The 18,317-nt window shown below is 55.1% G+C and carries 16 protein-coding genes and 1 pseudogene; 16 read left to right on the top strand and 1 reads right to left on the bottom strand.

The window, feature by feature from the left end; genetic code table 11:
- Positions 1 to 19 precede the first annotated feature (19 nt).
- The 6 genes and pseudogenes from AC27KL_RS01600 to AC27KL_RS01575 all read left to right on the top strand — a co-directional run.
- A pseudogene (locus AC27KL_RS01600) lies at positions 20 to 425 on the top strand (response regulator); the annotation flags it as partial.
- Complete coding sequence (locus AC27KL_RS01595) at positions 401 to 733, top strand: response regulator transcription factor (RefSeq protein ID WP_487168770.1); 333 nt, start codon at positions 401 to 403, stop codon at positions 731 to 733. The pseudogene AC27KL_RS01600 and the gene AC27KL_RS01595, both read left to right, overlap by 25 nt.
- Positions 734 to 753: 20 nt before the next feature.
- Complete coding sequence (locus AC27KL_RS01590) at positions 754 to 1,860, top strand: sensor histidine kinase (RefSeq protein WP_487168559.1); 1,107 nt, start codon at positions 754 to 756, stop codon at positions 1,858 to 1,860.
- 146 nt (positions 1,861 to 2,006) lie between these two features.
- Entirely contained in the window at positions 2,007 to 2,942 is a 936-nt protein-coding gene (locus AC27KL_RS01585; RefSeq protein WP_487168558.1) for an ABC transporter ATP-binding protein, read from the top strand.
- A gap of 27 nt (positions 2,943 to 2,969) precedes the next feature.
- Complete coding sequence (locus AC27KL_RS01580; protein ID WP_487168557.1) at positions 2,970 to 4,094, top strand: ABC transporter permease; 1,125 nt, start codon at positions 2,970 to 2,972, stop codon at positions 4,092 to 4,094.
- A 1-nt stretch (position 4,095) separates the two neighbouring features.
- Positions 4,096 to 5,247 (top strand): ABC transporter permease, encoded by a 1,152-nt coding sequence (locus tag AC27KL_RS01575; protein ID WP_487168556.1) that lies wholly within the window; start codon positions 4,096 to 4,098, stop codon positions 5,245 to 5,247.
- 99 nt (positions 5,248 to 5,346) lie between these two features.
- Here the strand turns inward: AC27KL_RS01575 and AC27KL_RS01570 are convergent, their stop codons facing one another.
- Positions 5,347 to 7,104, bottom strand: a complete 1,758-nt coding sequence (locus AC27KL_RS01570) for an alpha-glycosidase (protein WP_487168555.1) — start codon at positions 7,102 to 7,104, stop codon at positions 5,347 to 5,349.
- Positions 7,105 to 7,358: 254 nt separating this feature from the next.
- Between AC27KL_RS01570 and AC27KL_RS01565 the strand changes: the two genes are divergently transcribed.
- The 10 genes from AC27KL_RS01565 to AC27KL_RS01520 all read left to right on the top strand — a co-directional run bounded on the left by AC27KL_RS01565 (position 7,359) and on the right by AC27KL_RS01520 (position 18,283).
- A complete protein-coding gene (locus AC27KL_RS01565; protein ID WP_036714246.1) occupies positions 7,359 to 8,033 on the top strand; it encodes a response regulator transcription factor in 675 nt (224 codons plus the stop codon).
- On the top strand, positions 8,030 to 9,472 hold the full coding sequence (locus AC27KL_RS01560; RefSeq protein ID WP_487168554.1) for a HAMP domain-containing sensor histidine kinase: 1,443 nt from the start codon (positions 8,030 to 8,032) through the stop codon (positions 9,470 to 9,472). The genes AC27KL_RS01565 and AC27KL_RS01560 overlap by 4 nt, the downstream gene beginning before the upstream one ends.
- Before the next feature lie 100 nt (positions 9,473 to 9,572).
- Positions 9,573 to 10,487 (top strand): ABC transporter ATP-binding protein, encoded by a 915-nt coding sequence (locus AC27KL_RS01555; RefSeq protein WP_487168553.1) that lies wholly within the window; start codon positions 9,573 to 9,575, stop codon positions 10,485 to 10,487.
- Positions 10,487 to 11,206, top strand: coding sequence for an ABC transporter permease (locus AC27KL_RS01550; protein ID WP_487168552.1), 720 nt, complete (start codon positions 10,487 to 10,489; stop codon positions 11,204 to 11,206). Before AC27KL_RS01555 ends, AC27KL_RS01550 begins: the two co-directional genes overlap by 1 nt.
- A gap of 1 nt (position 11,207) precedes the next feature.
- Positions 11,208 to 11,951 (top strand): ABC transporter permease, encoded by a 744-nt coding sequence (locus AC27KL_RS01545; RefSeq protein ID WP_487168551.1) that lies wholly within the window; start codon positions 11,208 to 11,210, stop codon positions 11,949 to 11,951.
- A 284-nt stretch (positions 11,952 to 12,235) separates the two neighbouring features.
- Complete coding sequence (locus tag AC27KL_RS01540) at positions 12,236 to 13,405, top strand: GntR family transcriptional regulator (RefSeq protein ID WP_487168550.1); 1,170 nt, start codon at positions 12,236 to 12,238, stop codon at positions 13,403 to 13,405.
- Positions 13,406 to 13,645: 240 nt separating this feature from the next.
- Positions 13,646 to 14,938 carry a glycoside hydrolase family 125 protein gene (locus AC27KL_RS01535; protein ID WP_487168549.1) on the top strand — a complete coding sequence of 431 codons (1,293 nt, stop codon included), beginning with the start codon at positions 13,646 to 13,648 and terminating at the stop codon, positions 14,936 to 14,938.
- Between the two features lie 124 nt (positions 14,939 to 15,062).
- The gene (locus AC27KL_RS01530; protein ID WP_212948733.1) at positions 15,063 to 15,962 is read left to right on the top strand and encodes a carbohydrate ABC transporter permease; all 900 of its coding nucleotides are present in this window, start codon (positions 15,063 to 15,065) and stop codon (positions 15,960 to 15,962) included.
- A 15-nt stretch (positions 15,963 to 15,977) separates the two neighbouring features.
- On the top strand, positions 15,978 to 16,844 hold the full coding sequence (locus tag AC27KL_RS01525; RefSeq protein WP_487168548.1) for a carbohydrate ABC transporter permease: 867 nt from the start codon (positions 15,978 to 15,980) through the stop codon (positions 16,842 to 16,844).
- A gap of 107 nt (positions 16,845 to 16,951) precedes the next feature.
- The gene (locus AC27KL_RS01520; RefSeq protein ID WP_487168547.1) at positions 16,952 to 18,283 is read left to right on the top strand and encodes an ABC transporter substrate-binding protein; all 1,332 of its coding nucleotides are present in this window, start codon (positions 16,952 to 16,954) and stop codon (positions 18,281 to 18,283) included.
- Positions 18,284 to 18,317: the final 34 nt, after the last annotated feature.

Raw genomic sequence — 18,317 nt, 5'->3', positions numbered from 1 at the left:
CGGCAGAGGAGGCCTGCGGATGAAAATCAAAGTGCTGATTGCAGACGATAATTCCTTTATTCGGGAAGGCATGAAAATCATTTTAAACACGTTTGGGGATTTTGACGTCGTCGCTACCGTCGCGGACGGGTGGGAGGCCGTGGAATATTGCCGGAACCATGAGGTGGACGTGGCTTTGCTGGATGTGCGGATGCCGAACATGAACGGGGTGGAAGCCACCAGAATGCTGAGCGGGGAAACGTCGGCCAAACCGCTGATCCTGACGACCTTCGACGACGATGAATACATACTCGATGCCATCCGTTTCGGGGCGAAAGGATACTTGCTGAAAAACAATGATCCGGAACGGATCCGCGACGCGATCAAAAGCGTGTACAACGGTCACAGCGTCCTGCAGGACGTGGTGCTGGATAAGCTGAAGTCCCAGGTCGGGGGAGGGCAGGAGGCGAAAGCCGGAAGCCTGCCAGAGGCTGACAGGAAGCAGGCAGAGGGAACTCCGAAAGAGGCGGGAGACGGACGGGATGCCTGTCCTTTCGACCGCAGCTTGTTTACCGAACGGGAGCTTGAAGTGATGTCGCTGATCGCCCAAGGGTTGTCCAACAAGGAAATTTCCAAAGAGCTCTTTATATCGGAAGGGACGACGGCCAATTACATTACGTCCATTTTGAACAAAACGGCACTGTCGCACCGTACGCAAATCGCGATCTATTACCTGACGGGCAAAACCCGTTAAAGCGAAAGGACAACATAAGCATGGAACTATGGACGGTCGGCAATAAAACGATCATGCTGCTGTTTGTCGTGACCGCAACCTACTTTACGGCGGCCGCAAGGGACGTATGGCTGGTGTTCCTGTTTCTGGCTTATTTGGCGCTGAACCTGATTCTGCATATCGTCAAGCAAGCCCGCACCAAAAAGGCGATTCTTTTGGCGATCATCCTGTTTTTGATCGGCTGCGCGGTCTACCATCCGTATTTTGCGCTGCTGCTTCCGCTTAGCTTCAATGAGTTCGCTTCCTTTTATCCCCGGTCCAACGGATTTTTGCTGCTTGCGATTTTGGCTCCGCTCATGGTTCTCCGCGATACGATGATGATTTTGTATGTGTTCGCGGCAGCGCTCGGCTTTTTCAACTATTGCATGGTGCGCCATTACATGGGGAGAGTCGGCAAGCAGGAGGACGAGCTGGAAAACATGCGCAGGAATCTGCAAAAAATGGCCAAAAGCCTGAACGAAAACCAGGATTTTGCCCGGGCTTCCGAATATATGGTCAAACTTGAGGAGAGGAACCGGCTCACGCAGGAAATCCATGATGGCATCGGCCACGCGATGACGGGCGCATTGATTCAGATGGAGGCGGCCAAACGGCTGCTGAACAGCGACCCGGCCACCGCGGAAACGCTGCTGCAAAACGCCATCGGCATTTCGAAGGAAGCGATCGAAGAAATCCGGGTTACGCTCAAAAACAACAAACCCCCGGTGGAGCAGCTTGGGCTCAGCCGCCTGAAGACGGCCGTCGAAGCCTTCAGCGGAAGGACCGGCCTCATGACCTCGGTCGTTCATGAAGGCAATATGGAAGTCATCACGCCGCTGCAGTGGAAAATCATTTACGAAAACGTGACGGAAGCGATGACCAACTGCGCGAAATATTCCGGCGCCACGGCCGTTCACGTGGAAATCCGGGTGCTGAACCGGATGATCAAAGCGGTCGTCGCCGACAACGGCAAGGGCGCGGCCAAAATCGTCAAAGGCCTGGGCTTGATCGGGATGGAGGAGCGCACCGCGTCCGTCGGCGGGACGGTCGTAGCCGACGGCACGAACGGTTTCAGCATCACGACCCTGATTCCGTATGAGGGCAAGTGAGAATTTTCATCCGCCCCGCGGCGGATGCCCACAACAACATATGAGATTTCTCATGTACAAAGGATGAACTTATGCACTGACGTAAGGGCGTCCTTTTTTATTAACATAAGAGCATGAAGAGAACAACGAAACGGAGTGAAAAATAAATGAACATTTTGGATATTCGGGGCCTGACGAAAAAATTCGGCGAATTCGTCGCGGTCGACAACATGTCGCTGACGATCCGGGAAGGCGAAATTTTCGGGTTTCTCGGGGCCAACGGCGCCGGCAAAAGCACGACGATCAACATGATTTCGTCGCTGCTGCGGCCAACGAGCGGGGAAATTCGGATCTTGGAGAAGGACATCGTGAAGCAAAGCCGCTTCGCCAAGATGAATCTGGGCATCGTGCCGCAGGATCTGGCGATTTACGAAGACATGACCGCCTATGAAAATGTCAGCTTTTTTGCAGGGCTATACGGGCTGCGGGGCGACAAGCTCAAGGAACGCGCGGAAGAAGCGCTGGAGTTCGTCGGGCTCAGCGACAAGGCGAAAAGCTTTCCGAAAAACTTTTCGGGCGGGATGAAGCGCCGCCTGAATATCGCCTGCGCCATCGCGCATAAACCGAAGCTCATCATTATGGACGAACCGACGGTAGGGATCGATCCCCAGTCGCGCAATTATATTTTGACCTCGGTACGCAAGCTGAACGAATCGGGCTGTACGATCATTTACACAAGCCACTATATGGAAGAGGTTGAGGAAATCTGCTCGCGCATCGCGATCGTGGATCATGGCAAAATCATTGCCGAAGGCACGAAAGAACAGCTCAAGTCGACCATAACCGACGTGAAGGATATCCGGATCGAGCTGAAATCCGTGCAAGGAATGGAAGGGGAACTTTTGAAGCCGGTTCCGGGCGTACGGACCGTGCTGCAGGAGGAAAACGTGATCCGCGTGCACAGCGATGCGGCGGTCGATAATTTGAACCGGATATTGAAGCAGCTGATGGACGCTGGCAAGGAAATCCGCTCGGTCGAGGAACAGGAGCCGAATCTGGAGACGGTATTCCTGACGCTGACGGGTCGTAATTTACGGGATTAATATTCGCGAAAGGAGGTTATTGACGGGGTGAACATTTTATCGATTGCAATCAAAGAGATGAAACACGATTTCCGGGATCGGCGCACGATCCTGTTCATGCTCGGCTTTCCGATCGTGCTGATGCTGATTCTCGGCTTGGCGCTGACCAACGCCTTCAGCTCGGAAGTTTCGGTCGGGGACGTGAAGGTGGCCGTAAAAGACGCGACCGGGGGCGGTCCCCTTTCCGAAGCCTTTGCGGGTTTCGCGAAGGAGGTCGGCAAAACGGGCGTTACATTCGAACCTTTAAAACCGGGCGTAAACGGAAGAGAAGAGGTCGAAAACAACCATGTTTCGGGTTACGTGGAGCTGACGAACCAAGGCATTTCCTTGTACGGCAGCAGCCGGGACGCGATCGAAAGCAACATCGTGCAGGGGATGCTGGCTTCTTTTGCGGATAAATACAACGCGGCGGCGGCGGTGGCCCGCATCGAACCGGCCAAGACGGAGATGGTGCTTGCAACCGGCGGAAGCGACTATATCCGGGAGTTGTCGGTCGACGCCAACCGGACGCCCGGCTCCGTCGATTATTACGCGCTGGCGATGACCGTCATGGTCGGCATGTGGGCGGCGATGGGCGCGGGGGCGCTCATTCAGGGCGAGGTTTTGCGGGGAACGGCCGTAAGGCTTGTCATTGCCCCGATCCGAAAAAGCGAGATATTCGTGGGCAAGATGTTGGGCGGGATCATCTCGAACTTATTATGCGTTATGGTGATCATCCTGTTCAGCAAATACGTGTTTAAAGCCTACTGGGGCCATCATATGGGAGTCGTCATCGCGGTTTTAGTGTCGGAGGTCATTATGGCGATGAGCCTGGGCCTGGCCGGCAGCTATTTGTTGAAGGGAAAGGCTTCGCGGGGCGTCATCAGTCTGGTCGTTCAGCTGATGTCCTTTTTCGGGGGCGCGTATTTCCCGATTCTCGACGAAGAAGGCGGCGGCCTCATGGGATTTCTCGTCAACCTGTCGCCGATCCGCTGGGCCAACCACGGGTTAACGCAGGTGATTTATGCCGATAACGTCTCGGCGGCCTGGCCGGTTTTAATGTTGAACATCGGTTTTGCCGCGTTGTTTTTGGGCGTATCGATATTGGCAATGAGACGCAGGGAGGGACTGTAACATGTGGAGAGATATATGGTTTTTGGCGACCCGAACGCTGCTCATGACGTTTCGCAAACGCAGCACGCTCATCCTGTACTTCGGTTTGCCGATCGCCGGCATCGTGGCTACCTTTTTGCTGTACGGTTCGGTCGGAACGACGGAGCTGAGGGTAGGCGTCGTCAACGAGGACAGCGGTCAACGGATCGCGGAAGACACGGTCGGATTCGTTAAAAATCTGGATCATGTCAGCATCGTTCATGTCAGCCGGAACGAATTAAAAGAGCAGCTGGCCGCAAACAAACTCGACAGCGGCTTGATCATCGATTCCGGCTTTTCGGAAAGCGTACTCAGCGGCAGTCCCGATCATATCGCGATCGAATCGGTCAAAGGCGCCCAGGTCACGGGATATATGAAATCGATGCTGCGCGGGTATATCGACAACGTCGCGGCGATGGGCAAAATCGCTGGCGGAGACGGAACAAAATTTCAGCAGATCTACGATCAATACCGTTCTTCGGCATTCAAGCTCACGTCCGAATCCGTAAACGATACGTCCCTGGCCAAACAGATGTCGTACCAATCGATCGGTTTCCTGCTGTTGTTCATGTTGAATTCGGCCGCCAGCCTGGCGGAGTTGATGCTAAAACACCGGGAGAACCGGACCTATTACCGGATTTTGTCCTCCCCGATCAACGCGAAGACGTACGTGCTCGCCAACATTGCGGTGAATGCGGTCGTCATGCTCGCACAGATCGTGATTGCTCTCTTTTTCATGAAGGTCGTGTTTCATATGGATCCCGGCATTTCCGTCTTCGAAATGTTCGCCCTTCTGGCCATTTTCGCGGTCGTATCGATCAGCCTGTCGCTTGTGATCATCGCCTTCTCGAAAAGCTCGGGCATGGCCGGCGCGCTGCAAAACCTCATTATCGTGCCGACATGCCTGCTGTCCGGCTGCTTCTTTCCGCTCAGCATCATGCCGGAAACGCTTCGCCGGGTGTCCGACTTTTTGCCGCAAAGCTGGGTGCTGCAGTCCATCGAAAAACTTCAGGAAGGGGCAACGTTCGGCTCCATTGGGTTTCATCTGACGATTTTGCTTGCCTTTGCGGTGGTGTTTTTCCTGATTGCGACCTATAAGTTCGGACGGAACAACGATACGAGAAATTTCGTTTAGAGGCCGGTTCATTCCGAAAGCAGTTGAATATATGTTATTCCAAATGGTGAAGGGGATGTCCCGCGTTGGCGGGCATCCCCTTTGCTGCTTGCAGTATGCTTATTTTTGTGTCCGCTGCAAAGCCCGAAGCATCGCGCAGCCGTAAGCCGGGAGCTTCATGCTGAGCACGCCGCCGTGGGCGGATACCGTTTCGCCTGTGCGGATATCCTCCCAGCGTTCCTCCGGCACCGGCACGTTGATGATTTTCGCTTTGGCCGAATTATTCATGAAAATCACGATGCTGTCGTTTTCGTCCTCCCGGGTATAAACGAGGTTCGTGCTTCCCGCTTTCGCCGACAGGAACCGGAGCGAGCCGGTGCGCAGCGCGCTGTACTTTTTGCGCAGGCCGATCAGCTCCCGGTAGAAGGAGAACAGATCCCGGTCCTGCTTGGTTTCATCCCACTCCATGCATTTGCGGCAGCCCGGATCATGTCCTCCGGTCAAGCCGACCTCATCCCCGTAATAAATGCAAGGGGCCCCGGTATAAGTGAATTGAAACTGGACGGCGAGTTTCATTTGTTCCTTGTTGCCGTTGCATTTGGTCAGCAGCCGGGCTGTATCATGGCTGTCCAGCAAATTGAAGGCCACCTCGTTCACCTGGCGCGGATAGCGCACATACTGGCTGGCAAGGGCGTTCGCGAAACTCCGGGCGTCCCGGGTCCGGTCGACGAAGAAGTCCAGCACCGCATTCGTGAACGGATAATTCATGACGGCGTCGAACTGGTCGCCCATCAGCCAAGGGGAGGACTCATGCCAAATTTCGCCGAGAATGTAGGCGTCGGGTTTGATGCTTTTGACGACCTTGCGGAATTCGCGCCAAAACTCGTGATCGACCTCGTTTGCGACGTCCAGGCGCCAGCCGTCGATGTCGGCCTCTTGGATCCAATAGGCGGCGGCCTTCAGCAAATATTCCTTCACCTCGGGATTGGCGGTGTTCAGCTTGGGCATCAGCGGCTCGAAGGCAAACGTATCGTATGTCGGAATGCCGTCTTCGACGGCGATCGGGTATTTGCGGATGTAGAACCAGTCTTTGTAGCGCGATTTTTCCCCGTTTTTTTGCAGGTCCACGAAAGGCGCAAACGTCCGTCCGGAATGGTTGAACACCGCGTCGAGGACGACCCGGATGCCGCGCTCGTGACAGATGGCGACGAGCTTTTTCAGCGTTTCGAGGTCCCCGAACTGCGGGTCGATCTGCATGTAGTCCTCGGTGTCGTATTTATGGTTGGTCGTCGCTTTGAAAATCGGCGTAAAATAGATGGCGTTGATGCCGAGTTCGGACAAATGGTCGATATGGTCGATGACGCCTTGAAGATCCCCGCCGAAAAAGTTGTCCGGCTTAGGCGTTCCGCCCCATGGAAGCGTGCCTTCCGGATCGTTGGACGGATCGCCGTTCGCGAACCGCTCGGGAAAAATTTGATAAAATACCGCGTCCTTCACCCAGTCCGGCGTTTCGAACACGTCGGCCGGATTGATGAACGGATATTCGAACAGGCGGTCCGGATTTTCGGGCTCCTGCTTAACGAAGTCGTATTCGGTCATCCAATATTTCTCCGCGCCTTTTTCGAGCAAAAATCCGTATTTCAAACGGCGATATTCGGGAACGATTTCGCATTCCCAATAATCGAACAGCTCGTCGGACGCCAGTTTGTTCATCGGAACGTAGGTCTTGGACCGGTCCCAGATGTATTTGTCCCCGGCCATCGCGGATACGGCGGTAACGTCGCTTCGTTTGGTGCGAATGCGCAGATGGATCGTGCGCCCGTCATAGGCGTAACACCAGTTCAGTTTGGGACGGTGATAGACAGCTTCAAGCAGCATGGAAATTCCTCCTTAAGGCTCAAATATGATTTTTGTGCGTAAGAAAGCGATAGTAGCGAAGGGGGCAGAATCGATCCCGCCACATCAAAAAAGGTACAACCTGGACGGATAGCGTTGTCCGAGGTTGTACCTTGATTTCAGGGTAGCATAGCCTTTAAATTGATAATGAATGATACGTAAAATATACCATGGTTTCATGGACGACACAACCGGGTTTCTGCAGGGGCCGGGTGAAGGAAGGATGGGCAATCATCATGGGCATTCATTTGTTATATATCGAAGACGACGCGGAAATCGGAACATGGGTAAACGAAGATTTGAAGGGGAGGGGGTATGAGGTGACCTGGCTGCAAAACGGGGAGCGGGCCGTCGATCATGCCGCAGGCTGCCGTCTCGTCATTCTTGACGTGATGCTGCCGGGGCTTGACGGCTTTACGGTCGGGCAGCGGCTGAAGAAAGCCTACCCGGATCTGCCGATCCTCATGCTGTCGGCCAGAACCTCCATCGACGACAAGCTCGAAGGGCTGCAGTTCGCCGACGATTATGTGACCAAGCCGTTCCACCCGGATGAGCTCGCCGCCCGGATCGAGGTGCTGCTGCGCCGCTCCGGCTCGTATTCGTCGGAGGCGCTTGCGCTGGGGCATCTCCTCGTGTACGAACGTGAAAACCGGATCATGAACAAGGATACGGGCGAGGAGATCGTGTTGACGGGCAAGCAGTTCCAAATTTTCATGTATCTGCTCCGCCATCTCGGGCAAATTTTGACCAAAGAGCAAATTTACGAGGGGGTTTGGGGAGATCCGTACCTGGACGGGGACAAAACGCTGATGGTGCACATCCGGTATTTGCGGGAAAAGCTGGAGCGCGATCCGGCGAACCCGGAGATCATTGAAACGATCCGCGGCGTCGGCTACAGGGTGAAGGCATGAGGGAAAAAAAGCTGCCGAAGCCCCGGTTTCGCGGGTCTTTGCTTTCCAGGTACCTGCTCCTTATCCTGATTGCTCTGCTGTTCATTCCGGTCTTGTTCCCTGCGTCGCTGATCGGTTACCAGGTCGTGCAGAACATGGCGATCGGGAACGCGTTGCCGGATGCGGGGATACAGCCGGAGGAGCGATACCAGACGATCCACCTCGAAAAGATGTGGCATAACGAAGCCAAACGGCTGAAGGGAAGCACCCCGGAGGAAATCGACCGCAGACTGCGGGAGCTTAGCGAGGAATATGCGAAGGTGGACATGTTCTGGGTGGACGCGGATTCGCATGTGCGGCAGCCCGCCGGCGGCCGATTGCACTTGCCCGAAACTTGGGATGCGGCCGACGCGATTTCCTACATGAAACGTTACCGGGGAACGACGCAGCAGTTTTCCGTGATCGCATTTATCGGGGACGACGAAAAGCTGAACCGGGGATTTATGGTCATGCAGGTATCCAAAGCGGCGATAGGGCCAAGGGATGGCGGCCTGTCCGCCCGCGAATCGATGGTATTTTTCGGCATCATCCTGCTGATGTTCGTGCTTTTTATCATCGTTTCCTGGATGTTTTTCATGAACATGCGCCGCAGGCTGCTCCGCCTTCAATCCGCCATGACGGTCCAGGACGGAAGCGGGTTGCCTGACCCGATCGCGGTTCGGAAAAGCGATGAAATCGGGCAGCTGGAGGCGGCGTTTAACGGGATGGTGGACCGGCTCGACCGGAGCCTGAAACGGGAGCGCGAGGAGGAAGAGCTGCGCAAACGGCTGATCGCCAACCTGTCGCATGATTTAAGGACGCCGCTGACGGTCGTCCGCAGCCACGTGTATTCCCTGCAAAAGGAGCAGCTCTCCGAGCGCGGCCAGGAGCTGTTGAAATTGACGGAGACCAAGCTGGGCGATCTTGCGGGCCTCATCGACAACCTGCTGTCCTACAATTTGCTGACGAGCGGAAAATACACGCTTCACCCGGAACGCATCGACGTGCTCCGCATCGTCCGGGAGAGCGCCGCGGCTTGGTATCCGCTGTGGGAAAAAGAAGGTTTCGAGGCGGATATCGACCTGCCGGAGGGTCCCGTTTATTGGATGCTCGACGCGCAGTGGTTCCGGAGAATTCTGGATAACTTGTTCCAAAACGTCGTCAGGCATGCCCGGAGCGGACAGTATATCGGCATCCGGACGGCGACGGATGCCGCCGGCTGCCTGGCGATCGTCATTGCGGATAAAGGCAAGGGAATGCAGGCCTCCTCGGGAGACAAGGGGGCGGGCATTGGTCTGGCGATCGTCGGTTTCCTGACGAGGGAAATGGGGCTCGGCATGGAGATTCGCAGCGACGAAGGCGGCACGTCCATTTTGATTTCCCCGGCTTCCGGCAACGGGCAGGGGTTGAAGCTGAAATAAGAGGGTAAATGAGGGCGGCCTCAAGTTTAAAGAAATTTTAAACTTGAGGCCGCCCGTCTTTTAACCTGCGGGAGCTAATATAGTTCCCGAGGTGATTCATGTGAGAGAACTCGTGATCGAGACGAAAGATTTGAATAAGAAATATCGCGGGCGTTATGCCGTCAGAAATTTGAACCTGGAAATCGGAAGAGGGGAAATTTACGGATTCCTGGGCCCGAACGGCGCGGGTAAAACGACGACGATCCGGATGCTGCTCGGGCTCATCCGCCCGACGATGGGCTCCATCCACATTTTCGGCAAGGATTTAAGAAAGGAAAAGCTGAACATTCTTCGCAAGGTCGGCTCGCTGGTGGAATATCCGTCCAACTACGGGCATCTGACGGCGGTGCAAAACCTGGAGGCGGTGCGCCGGATATTGGATGTGCCGAAATCGCGGATCGACGAGGTGCTGAGCATCGTATCGTTAACCAAGGACGCCAAACGCCCGGTGAAGGGGTATTCGCTCGGGATGAAACAGCGGCTGGGCATCGCGACGGCCCTTCTCGGCAATCCCGAGCTGCTGATTCTGGACGAACCGACCAACGGGCTGGATCCCGAAGGCATCCATGAAATCCGCGAGCTGATCCGCAGCATGCCGCAGCAGCACGGCATCACGGTTCTGGTCTCCAGCCACCTGTTGTCCGAGGTGGAGCAGATGGCCGGTACCGTAGGCATCATTCGCGAAGGAGAGATGGTCTTCCAAGATACGATCAGCAATTTGCAGCAGCAGGCGTCGGGAGGATTCCGGCTGGTCGTTTCCGAACCGGCTGAAGCGCTTCAGCTGATCCGGGGACAAGGTTATGCCGGGCGTTTGGAGGACGGAGGTCTCCGGCTGGATCAGTTAAGCGATCCGGAAGTGGCGCTGCTCGTCAAGCGGCTGGTGGACCATAACCATGCCATATACCGCGTGGAAGAGAAGCGGCGCACGCTCGAGGATATATTCATGCAGGTGATCGAGCAAGGGGGGCTTTCCTGATGATCGGCAAAGCGTTGTCGTCCGATTTTCTGAAAATTCGCAGAAAAGGCATCTGGCTTCTCGTTTTCCTCGGCTCCGTCGGGCTGTTAGCCATGCAGGTTTTGAATTTTGGACTGCGTTACGATTACTTGATCGACCGATATAAAGCGGATTTGTGGAAGGGGCTGATCGGGGAGATTTTCTCCTTCGTTCCGATCGCCCTTTACTTGGGGGCTACGCTGATCTCCTCGCAGATCGCCAACGTGGAGCATCAGAACAATTCGTGGAAGCAGCTGCTCGCTTTGCCGATTTCCAGAGCCTCCGTGTTTACCGCCAAGGTTTTGCTCGGCTTGATCGCGATGGGAGTCGCCTGCCTTATTTTATCCGCCGGCACCGTCGTGTTAGGCATTCTGCTGAAATTCGGGACCGACGATATCCCGTATTTGACGATCCTGAAGCTCAGCTTCCTGCCTTACCTGGGGGCGCTGCCGATGCTGGCGCTGCAGCTGTGGTTATCCTTAACGCTCAAAAACCAGGCCTTGCCCATCACGCTCGGCATCACGGCGGCCATTGCTTCGATGTTTGCCGCAAACTATCCGGAATTCATACCGCTTTCTTGGCCGTTCCTGTCCTTTATCAGCGAAGCTAAACCGGCGCTTCCCGTAGGTGCGGGCATTATCCTTGCCTTTGTCGTCTACATGGTCGGCATGGGCCACTTTCGCGGAAAGGACGTGAACTGACATGGGAGGTTATTTTAAAATTTTGGCGTCGGAGCGGCTGAAAATGTCGCGGTCGTTTATCGTGCTGTTGTTGCTGCTGAGTCCGGCGATCTCCGTTCTGGTCGGGCTGATGTCCGACATCGAAGGGACGGACCGTCCTTGGCTGATTCTGCTCGGGGTGATGGGCATGATCCATGCCCTGCTGTTTCTGCCGATTTTGTCCGGGATCTTCGCCGCTTTCATTTGCCGGTACGAGCACCATGGCGGCGGCTGGAAGCAGCTGCTGGTGCTGCCGGTCACGCGGACGGGCGTATATTTCGCCAAATATACGATCGTCGCTGCCATGCTGGCCTTCATCCAGCTGTTGTTTTTGGGAGCGTTGCTTCTTGTCGGAACGGTCAAAGGCATCGACGCCCCCGTCGACTGGGGGATCATCGGGCGCTGCCTGCTTGGCGGATGGGTCGCCTGCCTGCCGCTGGCGGCGCTGCAGCTCGCCGTTTCGCTGATGTGGAGCAGCTTTGCGGCTCCGCTGGCACTGAACGTCGTATTTACCATCCCGAACATGCTCGTCGTGAACTCGGCCCAATTTGGTCCCTATTATCCTTGGGCACAGCCGTTTATTGCCACGGTTCCTGGTCAAGCGATGGAAGGAGGGGGCTTCGGGGCGATGAACCTGCCGTTCGAAAACCTGATTGTGACGGTACTCGGAAGCTTCGTGGTATTCCTGATTTTCGGCTGGACCTATTTCAAAATGAAGGAAGTATAGCAATAACGCCCTCTCCAAGTGGCTGTGAACCGCCAGGGAGCGGCCTTCCCATACCAAGCGTCTTCGCAGCGGCGAGGGCGCTTTTTGGTCTGCGCGGCATCAAAAAAGCGCCATTTCCGCATGAACACCGTACCGACGTTGCGGAGAGATTTCGGCATTCCTTAAGGTTAGCTATTCACAAAGTAAATATAACATGATATATTATTATATAACGTTTACATATTGTAGAAATTGGCGCTATCTATCCAAACCGGATAGATATTTTCTTGTGGAGGGAACTTAACATGTCGCATGAAACATCCTCAAAACCGATGTACGAGCAAATATTCGAAGCGCTGCGCGAGCAGATCATATCCCGCAAATACGCGCCCGGCGAACGGATTCCTTCGGAGAAGGAATTGGGCGAGGCTTACAACGTCAGCCGGATTACGAGCAAAAAGGCGCTGGAGATGTTGACCCAGCATGGATACATCGTCAGGCAGCCCGGCCGGGGTTCGTTCGTTTCCGAGCATTTCGGTTCGGAAAGGACGCAGGCCGCCGCCGCGCAAGGGGCTGCAAAACCGCGCCGCAGCCTAGGCCAGCCGTTGATCGGGCTCGTCATGACGGACTTCGGGGACAGCTACGGGACAGGGCTCATATACGGCATGGAGGAAGCCTCCCGGCAGCACGACGGCTATTTGGTTCTGAGAAGATCGCTTGGCGTGATCGCCAGCGAGGAAGAGGCGATCCGCGGCCTGCTGGAGCTGGGCGTCGACGGGCTCATCATTTTCCCTGCGCAGGGGGAGTATTTTAATGCCGAAATCTTAAAGCTGGTCATCGGCCAATATCCTTTCGTGCTGCTGGATCGCCATCTGAAGGGCGTTTCGGCAAGTTCGATCAGCACGGACAACGCGGCAGCCGCCAAGCGCATGATCGAGTATCTTTTCGAGCTGGGGCATACCCGCATTTCGCTTTTGACGACCCCGCCGCAGGATACGACGGCCATCGAAGAGCGGATCGAAGGGTTTATCCAGGCCCATGCGGAAAACGGCATCGTCGCCGACCGCAGCCTGTGGATGGAGCAGATTACGGCCACGCTTCCGGCCGCATTCGTCCCCGAGAATAAAGAGAAGGAAAAGGAAAACATCAAAAAACATCTGCGGGAGCATCCCGAAATTACGGCGCTTTTTGCCATGGAGTACAACATTGCCCAGCTGGCTTACGAAGCCGCCCGCGAGTCGGGCCTTCGGGTTCCGGAGGACGTATCGATCGTCTGTTTTGACAGCCCGGATTACGCGGGAGAACCGCTGTTTACCCATATGCGCCAAAAGCAGGAAGAAATGGGCAGGCTGGCCTTCGAAAACGTGCTGAAGCTCAGAAACGGGGAAAGCGTGCCGAATAAAATGCTGCTTGATGCCGAATTGATCCTCGGCTCATCGACGGGACCGGTCCGCAAGGAGAAGTCTCCGGCGTAGGCGTATCGAAGCGGAATGCCATTCTTAGCGAATGGCGTTTTTTTTTTGCGGATGTATGTTTAATGGCCTAATATTATATTGGTATATAAGAATGTTATAAAAAACATATTGACATGTTAATTAGCTGAATTTATAATGTGTCTATGCAAGCGCTCACAAGGTTGATATACAGTTGTTATTTGAAGTTTGGAAGCAATGGTATGACATCATAAACCAATCCGTACATAAAGGGGAATGCGCATGAAGACTTTGGGAAAAGAACCTGTTTCGCTCGGGCCGCTTACCGAAAGGATGTCCGCCCGGTTGGCCGGCAAGCCGCGGCTTTTGGATATTTTCCGGAACGCCATCCGCAATACGTGGGGGACGACGTTCAAGAAAATGGCGGACGGGACCACGTTTGTCATCACCGGGGATATTCCCGCGATGTGGCTGCGCGATTCGGCGGCCCAGGTCAGACCGTTTTTGGCGCTGGCGGAGGAAGACGCAGAAACGGCGGATCTGATCGAAGGATTGGTGATTCGGCAGCTGAGGGGGATTTTGCACGATCCATATGCAAACGCTTTCAATGCCGAGGCGAACGGGCATGGACATCAAAACGACGACACGGACATGACGCCTTGGATTTGGGAACGGAAATACGAGATCGACTCGCTTTGTTATCCGCTGCAGCTGAGCTACCTGCTGTGGAAAAATACCGGAAGAACTTCGCATTTCGGCAAGGAATTCGTCATGGCCGCGGGCGCGATTTTGGATCTGTGGACCACGGAGCAGCGGCATGAGACGCATTCGGCCTACCGGTTCCAAAGGAAGGACTGCCCTCCAACCGACACGCTGGTCCGGGAAGGGAAGGGGGCGGAGACCGCTTATACCGGCATGACCTGGTCCGGATTCCGTCCGAGCGACGATGCCTGCGAATACGGGTATCTGATTCCATCCAACATGTTTGCGGTCGTGGTGCTCGGCTATCTGCAGGACATTGCCCGCGAAGTGCTTCATGATGAAAAGTTGTGCGGCCGGGCGGGCAAGCTCGCGGCGGAGATCGACCGCGGGATTCAAACATACGGCATTGTGCAGCATCCCGAATTCGGCCCCATCTACGCTTACGAGACGGACGGCCTCGGGAACCACAACCTGATGGACGACGCCAACGTGCCAAGCCTGCTGTCCATTCCTTACCTCGGATACCGGGGAGCGGACGACGAGATCTACCGGAATACGCGCCGGTTCATTTTAAGCGAACATAATCCTTACTACTACCGGGGGAGCGCGGCCGAGGGGATCGGCAGCCCGCATACGCCGCAAGGATATGTCTGGCATATCGCCTTGGCGATGCAGGGATTGACCGAGGAAAACCCGGAGGAAAAGGGGCGGCTGCTGCAGCTCATGAGCGAAACGGATGCCGGAACCGGACTGATGCATGAAAGCTTTAATGCCGATGATCCAAAGGCGTATACCAGGCCTTGGTTCTCCTGGGCGAACATGATGTTTTGCGAGCTGCTGATGGATTATTGCGGGATTCGGGTACGGCGGTGAAGGCCGATGACGATGCGAAAACGCACGGGGTTGAACCATCGGACCGGCAGGAGATCGGGCTGCCGAGCGGCCGGGCCGGGAACCATTTTTGTCTAAACAATCGCATAAAGGAGGTATGTGAAACATGAGGGTCAACAATAGGAAACTTCGCGGCTGGACCAAGGGCTACCTGTTTATCTTGCCTTCGATCATCGGCTTCAGCGTGTTTGTCGCTTATCCGCTCCTCTCGTCCATGTATTACGCCTTAACGGAGTGGAGCGGTTACGATACGCCGCAATTTGTCGGCTTCGACAACTTCAAGTACATGTTCACGGAGGATCCGGCTTTTTGGCCTTCGGTCCGCGCGACGCTTTATTTCGTGCTTTTGAGCGTGCCCTCGTCGCTGATTTTGGGATTGCTGCTGGCGATGCTGCTCAACAAAAGCCTGCCCGGGATCAAATGGTTCCGCACGATCTATTATTTGCCGACGGTGGTGCCGTCCATCGCTTCGCTTACGTTGTGGCTGTTTATCTACCAACCGCAATACGGCTTGGCCAACTCCCTGCTGAGGCTGCTGGGGCTGCCCGAAGGGACGTGGCTGACGAGCGAAAAGACGGCGTTGCCCTCGCTTGTGCTGATCGGGTTATGGCAGGTCGGCTCGGGCGTCATCATTTTTTTGAGCGGCCTGCAGTCGGTTCCGCAGGAGCTGTACGAGGCGGCGGAGGTCGATGGTGCCGTCCGGTGGCGCACGGCGCTGCATATTACCGTCCCTATGATCACCCCGATTTTGTTCCTGCAGCTGATCCTCGGCATCATCGGCGCGTTTCAGGCCTTTAATCAGGTCCAAGTGCTGACGGGCGGCGGACCGAATTTTTCGACCTCGCTCCTCAATTTCAAAATTTACAATGACGCCTTCGGCGGCCGAATGTTCGGTTACGCGATCGCGGAGGTATGGGTCCTCTTCGTGATCATTATGATTTTTACGGCTTTGACCTACCGGTATTCCAACCGGTTCGTTTATTACGAAAGCGACAACGCGAGATAAGGAGGTAAGTTCGCCATGGCGATGCATACGGAAGCGCGGTTCCGGCGAAGACGGAAGTTCAGCTTGCTGGATACGCTGCGGTTTATCATCCTGGCGGTCGGCGCCGTCGCAATGCTGTTTCCCCTGCTGTGGATGGTGACCATTGCGCTCAAAGGCAACAATGACGTGTTCAAAATCCCTCCGGAATGGTTTCCGCGGGAGCTTCACTGGTCCAATTTCGTGACCGGAACGAAAGAAATCAACTTTTGGCAAACCTTCGGCAACTCGATGTTTATCGCGGTGATGTGCACGATCGGGCAGATCGTCAGCTCGGTGCTGGTCGGTTACGGGCTTGCCAGGCTGCATTTTCCGGGCCGCAAGCTGTGGTTTTCGCTGTTTGTCGGCAGCCTGATGCTTCCCGGATTCGTCGGCATGATCCCTCTTTTCAACCTGTATACCGAGCTGGGATGGTATGACACCTGGCTCCCGATCATCGTGCCCGCCTTTTTCGGCAATGCCACGTTTTCCTTTCTGTACGTCCAGTATTTGCGGACGATTTCCGTATCGTTTGACGAAGCGGCCAAAATCGACGGCGCCTCCGACCTGTACATTTTGACCAAGGTGCTGGTGCCGATGACGATGCCGGTCATCATGACGATGGTGATTTTCTCCTTCCAGGGGGCCTGGAACCAATACCTTGAGCCTCTGATTTACATCATCGATCCGAGCAAATGGACGTTGGCTCTGGCGATGGCTTCCTATAAAGGCACCTATGCGACCGCCTGGAACCTGTTCATGGCCGCGGACCTGATTTACATCCTTCCGATGCTGCTCATTTTCTTCTTCGGGCAGAAATATTTCATGCAGGGGCTCGGCTCCCTTAATTCCGCATCGCTGAAATAACCCGGGTGAACCGGATCGGAGGTGTGCGAGCCGATTTTATCCGATGATACAAGACATAACTGGCTTTCAGGCGTCATTTTATCTAATTCGTTTAGGGAGGTCTTTTTATGAAAAAGGGTGCCAAAAAATGGACCGCTGGAATGATCGCGCTTATGCTGTGTTCGAGCCTGCTCGCCGCTTGCGGGGGCAAGTCGGACACGGCCGATTCGCCGGGAACGGGGAAAGGGACGGACAGCAAGGGAAAACAGGTCGAAGTCACGATGATCACCTGGGAATCGGCCGAGATGAACGATAAAATCATGGCCGCCATGAAAAGCTTCGAACAGGAAAATCCCGACATCAAAGTCAAGCTGATCCCTACCCCGCTCGATAACTACGGCGTCAAAATCAACGGCATGCTGACCGCGAAAAAAGCACCGGACATTTTTATGACGGGCAACGACATGCTGCTGGACAATGCCTCGAAGGGACTTCTGTACGACTGGACGCCGATGGCGGAGCAGGACAAAGAGTTTATGAACGGGTTTTATAAAGGCGTGGTCGACAGCTGGCACTTTGACGGCAAGTTGGTCGGTCTTCCGGGCCTCTTGAATACGTACGGCATTTTTTACAACAAAAAAGCGTTCAAGGACGCGGGCCTGACGGAACCGAAAATCGGCTGGACGTACGACGAATTTTTCGCGGATATGGAGAAGCTCTCGAGCAAGGAAGGCGGCGTGGATCAGTTCGGCTATTACGCTCCGCTCGATCCGTTTTACGTCTCTTTGTATTCGGTATCCGCAGGCGGGGCACCGTTTGCCGATGCGATCATCAGCCCGTCGAAGGTGGAAATCAGCGACAAATTCGTCGAAGGCGTCGAAAAATACAAAAACGCGATCGCAAGCGGACATATGAACCCGCCGACTTTTGATCTGACGAACGTCATGAGCTCCTTCAAACAGGGGAAAGTGCCGATGACGCTGCAGGGGCAATGGGTGGCCGACGACCTGATCCGGACCGCGCCGAAAGATTTGGAATGGGGCTTCGTGCCGATGCCCGTCGTGAACAGCCAGACCGAAATTTACGATGCCGTAGGCTGGTGCAGCCCGACAACGATCGAACATCCCGAGGCCGTCTGGAAAGTGCTTAAATATCTGGATTCCAAAATGTACGAGGAAGTGCTGCCGAAAACGCCGGTCGCGCCGGCCGCCTATCAGGCATCTTCCGCCGCCTACTTCGACGCTTTGAAAGCGGCAGGGCATCCGGAAGTCGGGGAAGGCATCGACCATATTTTGAAATCCCCGAGCACGCAGCCGGTCCGTTTCCTGGCGACCTGGACGGGGAAAGCGAATCCTTTTATCGAAGCCTCCTGGAAAAACGTCCTGATGGGCAAAGCGCCGACCACCGAGCTGAACACGATGGCGGACAAAATCAACAAAGTGATTTCCGAAGCAAAGTAAGCGCCTGGCGTTAAAGCATGAAGCCGATCCGGTT

Source organism: Paenibacillus sp. YAE3 (assembly GCF_057546105.1).
This window is presented reverse-complemented; position numbering and strand designations above follow the sequence as displayed.

Bases quoted from the DNA above. Each gene is read 5' to 3' on its own strand.
- AC27KL_RS01590 (WP_487168559.1), top strand. From the start codon at position 754: ATGGAACTATGGACGGTCGGCAATAAAACGATCATGCTGCTGTTTGTC.
- AC27KL_RS01585 (WP_487168558.1), top strand. From the start codon at position 2,007: ATGAACATTTTGGATATTCGGGGCCTGACGAAAAAATTCGGCGAATTC.
- AC27KL_RS01575 (WP_487168556.1), top strand. From the start codon at position 4,096: ATGTGGAGAGATATATGGTTTTTGGCGACCCGAACGCTGCTCATGACG.
- AC27KL_RS01570 (WP_487168555.1), bottom strand. From the start codon at position 7,104: ATGCTGCTTGAAGCTGTCTATCACCGTCCCAAACTGAACTGGTGTTAC.
- AC27KL_RS01565 (WP_036714246.1), top strand. From the start codon at position 7,359: ATGGGCATTCATTTGTTATATATCGAAGACGACGCGGAAATCGGAACA.
- AC27KL_RS01560 (WP_487168554.1), top strand. From the start codon at position 8,030: ATGAGGGAAAAAAAGCTGCCGAAGCCCCGGTTTCGCGGGTCTTTGCTT.
- AC27KL_RS01550 (WP_487168552.1), top strand. From the start codon at position 10,487: ATGATCGGCAAAGCGTTGTCGTCCGATTTTCTGAAAATTCGCAGAAAA.
- AC27KL_RS01545 (WP_487168551.1), top strand. From the start codon at position 11,208: ATGGGAGGTTATTTTAAAATTTTGGCGTCGGAGCGGCTGAAAATGTCG.
- AC27KL_RS01540 (WP_487168550.1), top strand. From the start codon at position 12,236: ATGTCGCATGAAACATCCTCAAAACCGATGTACGAGCAAATATTCGAA.
- AC27KL_RS01535 (WP_487168549.1), top strand. From the start codon at position 13,646: ATGAAGACTTTGGGAAAAGAACCTGTTTCGCTCGGGCCGCTTACCGAA.
- AC27KL_RS01530 (WP_212948733.1), top strand. From the start codon at position 15,063: ATGAGGGTCAACAATAGGAAACTTCGCGGCTGGACCAAGGGCTACCTG.
- AC27KL_RS01525 (WP_487168548.1), top strand. From the start codon at position 15,978: ATGGCGATGCATACGGAAGCGCGGTTCCGGCGAAGACGGAAGTTCAGC.
- AC27KL_RS01520 (WP_487168547.1), top strand. From the start codon at position 16,952: ATGAAAAAGGGTGCCAAAAAATGGACCGCTGGAATGATCGCGCTTATG.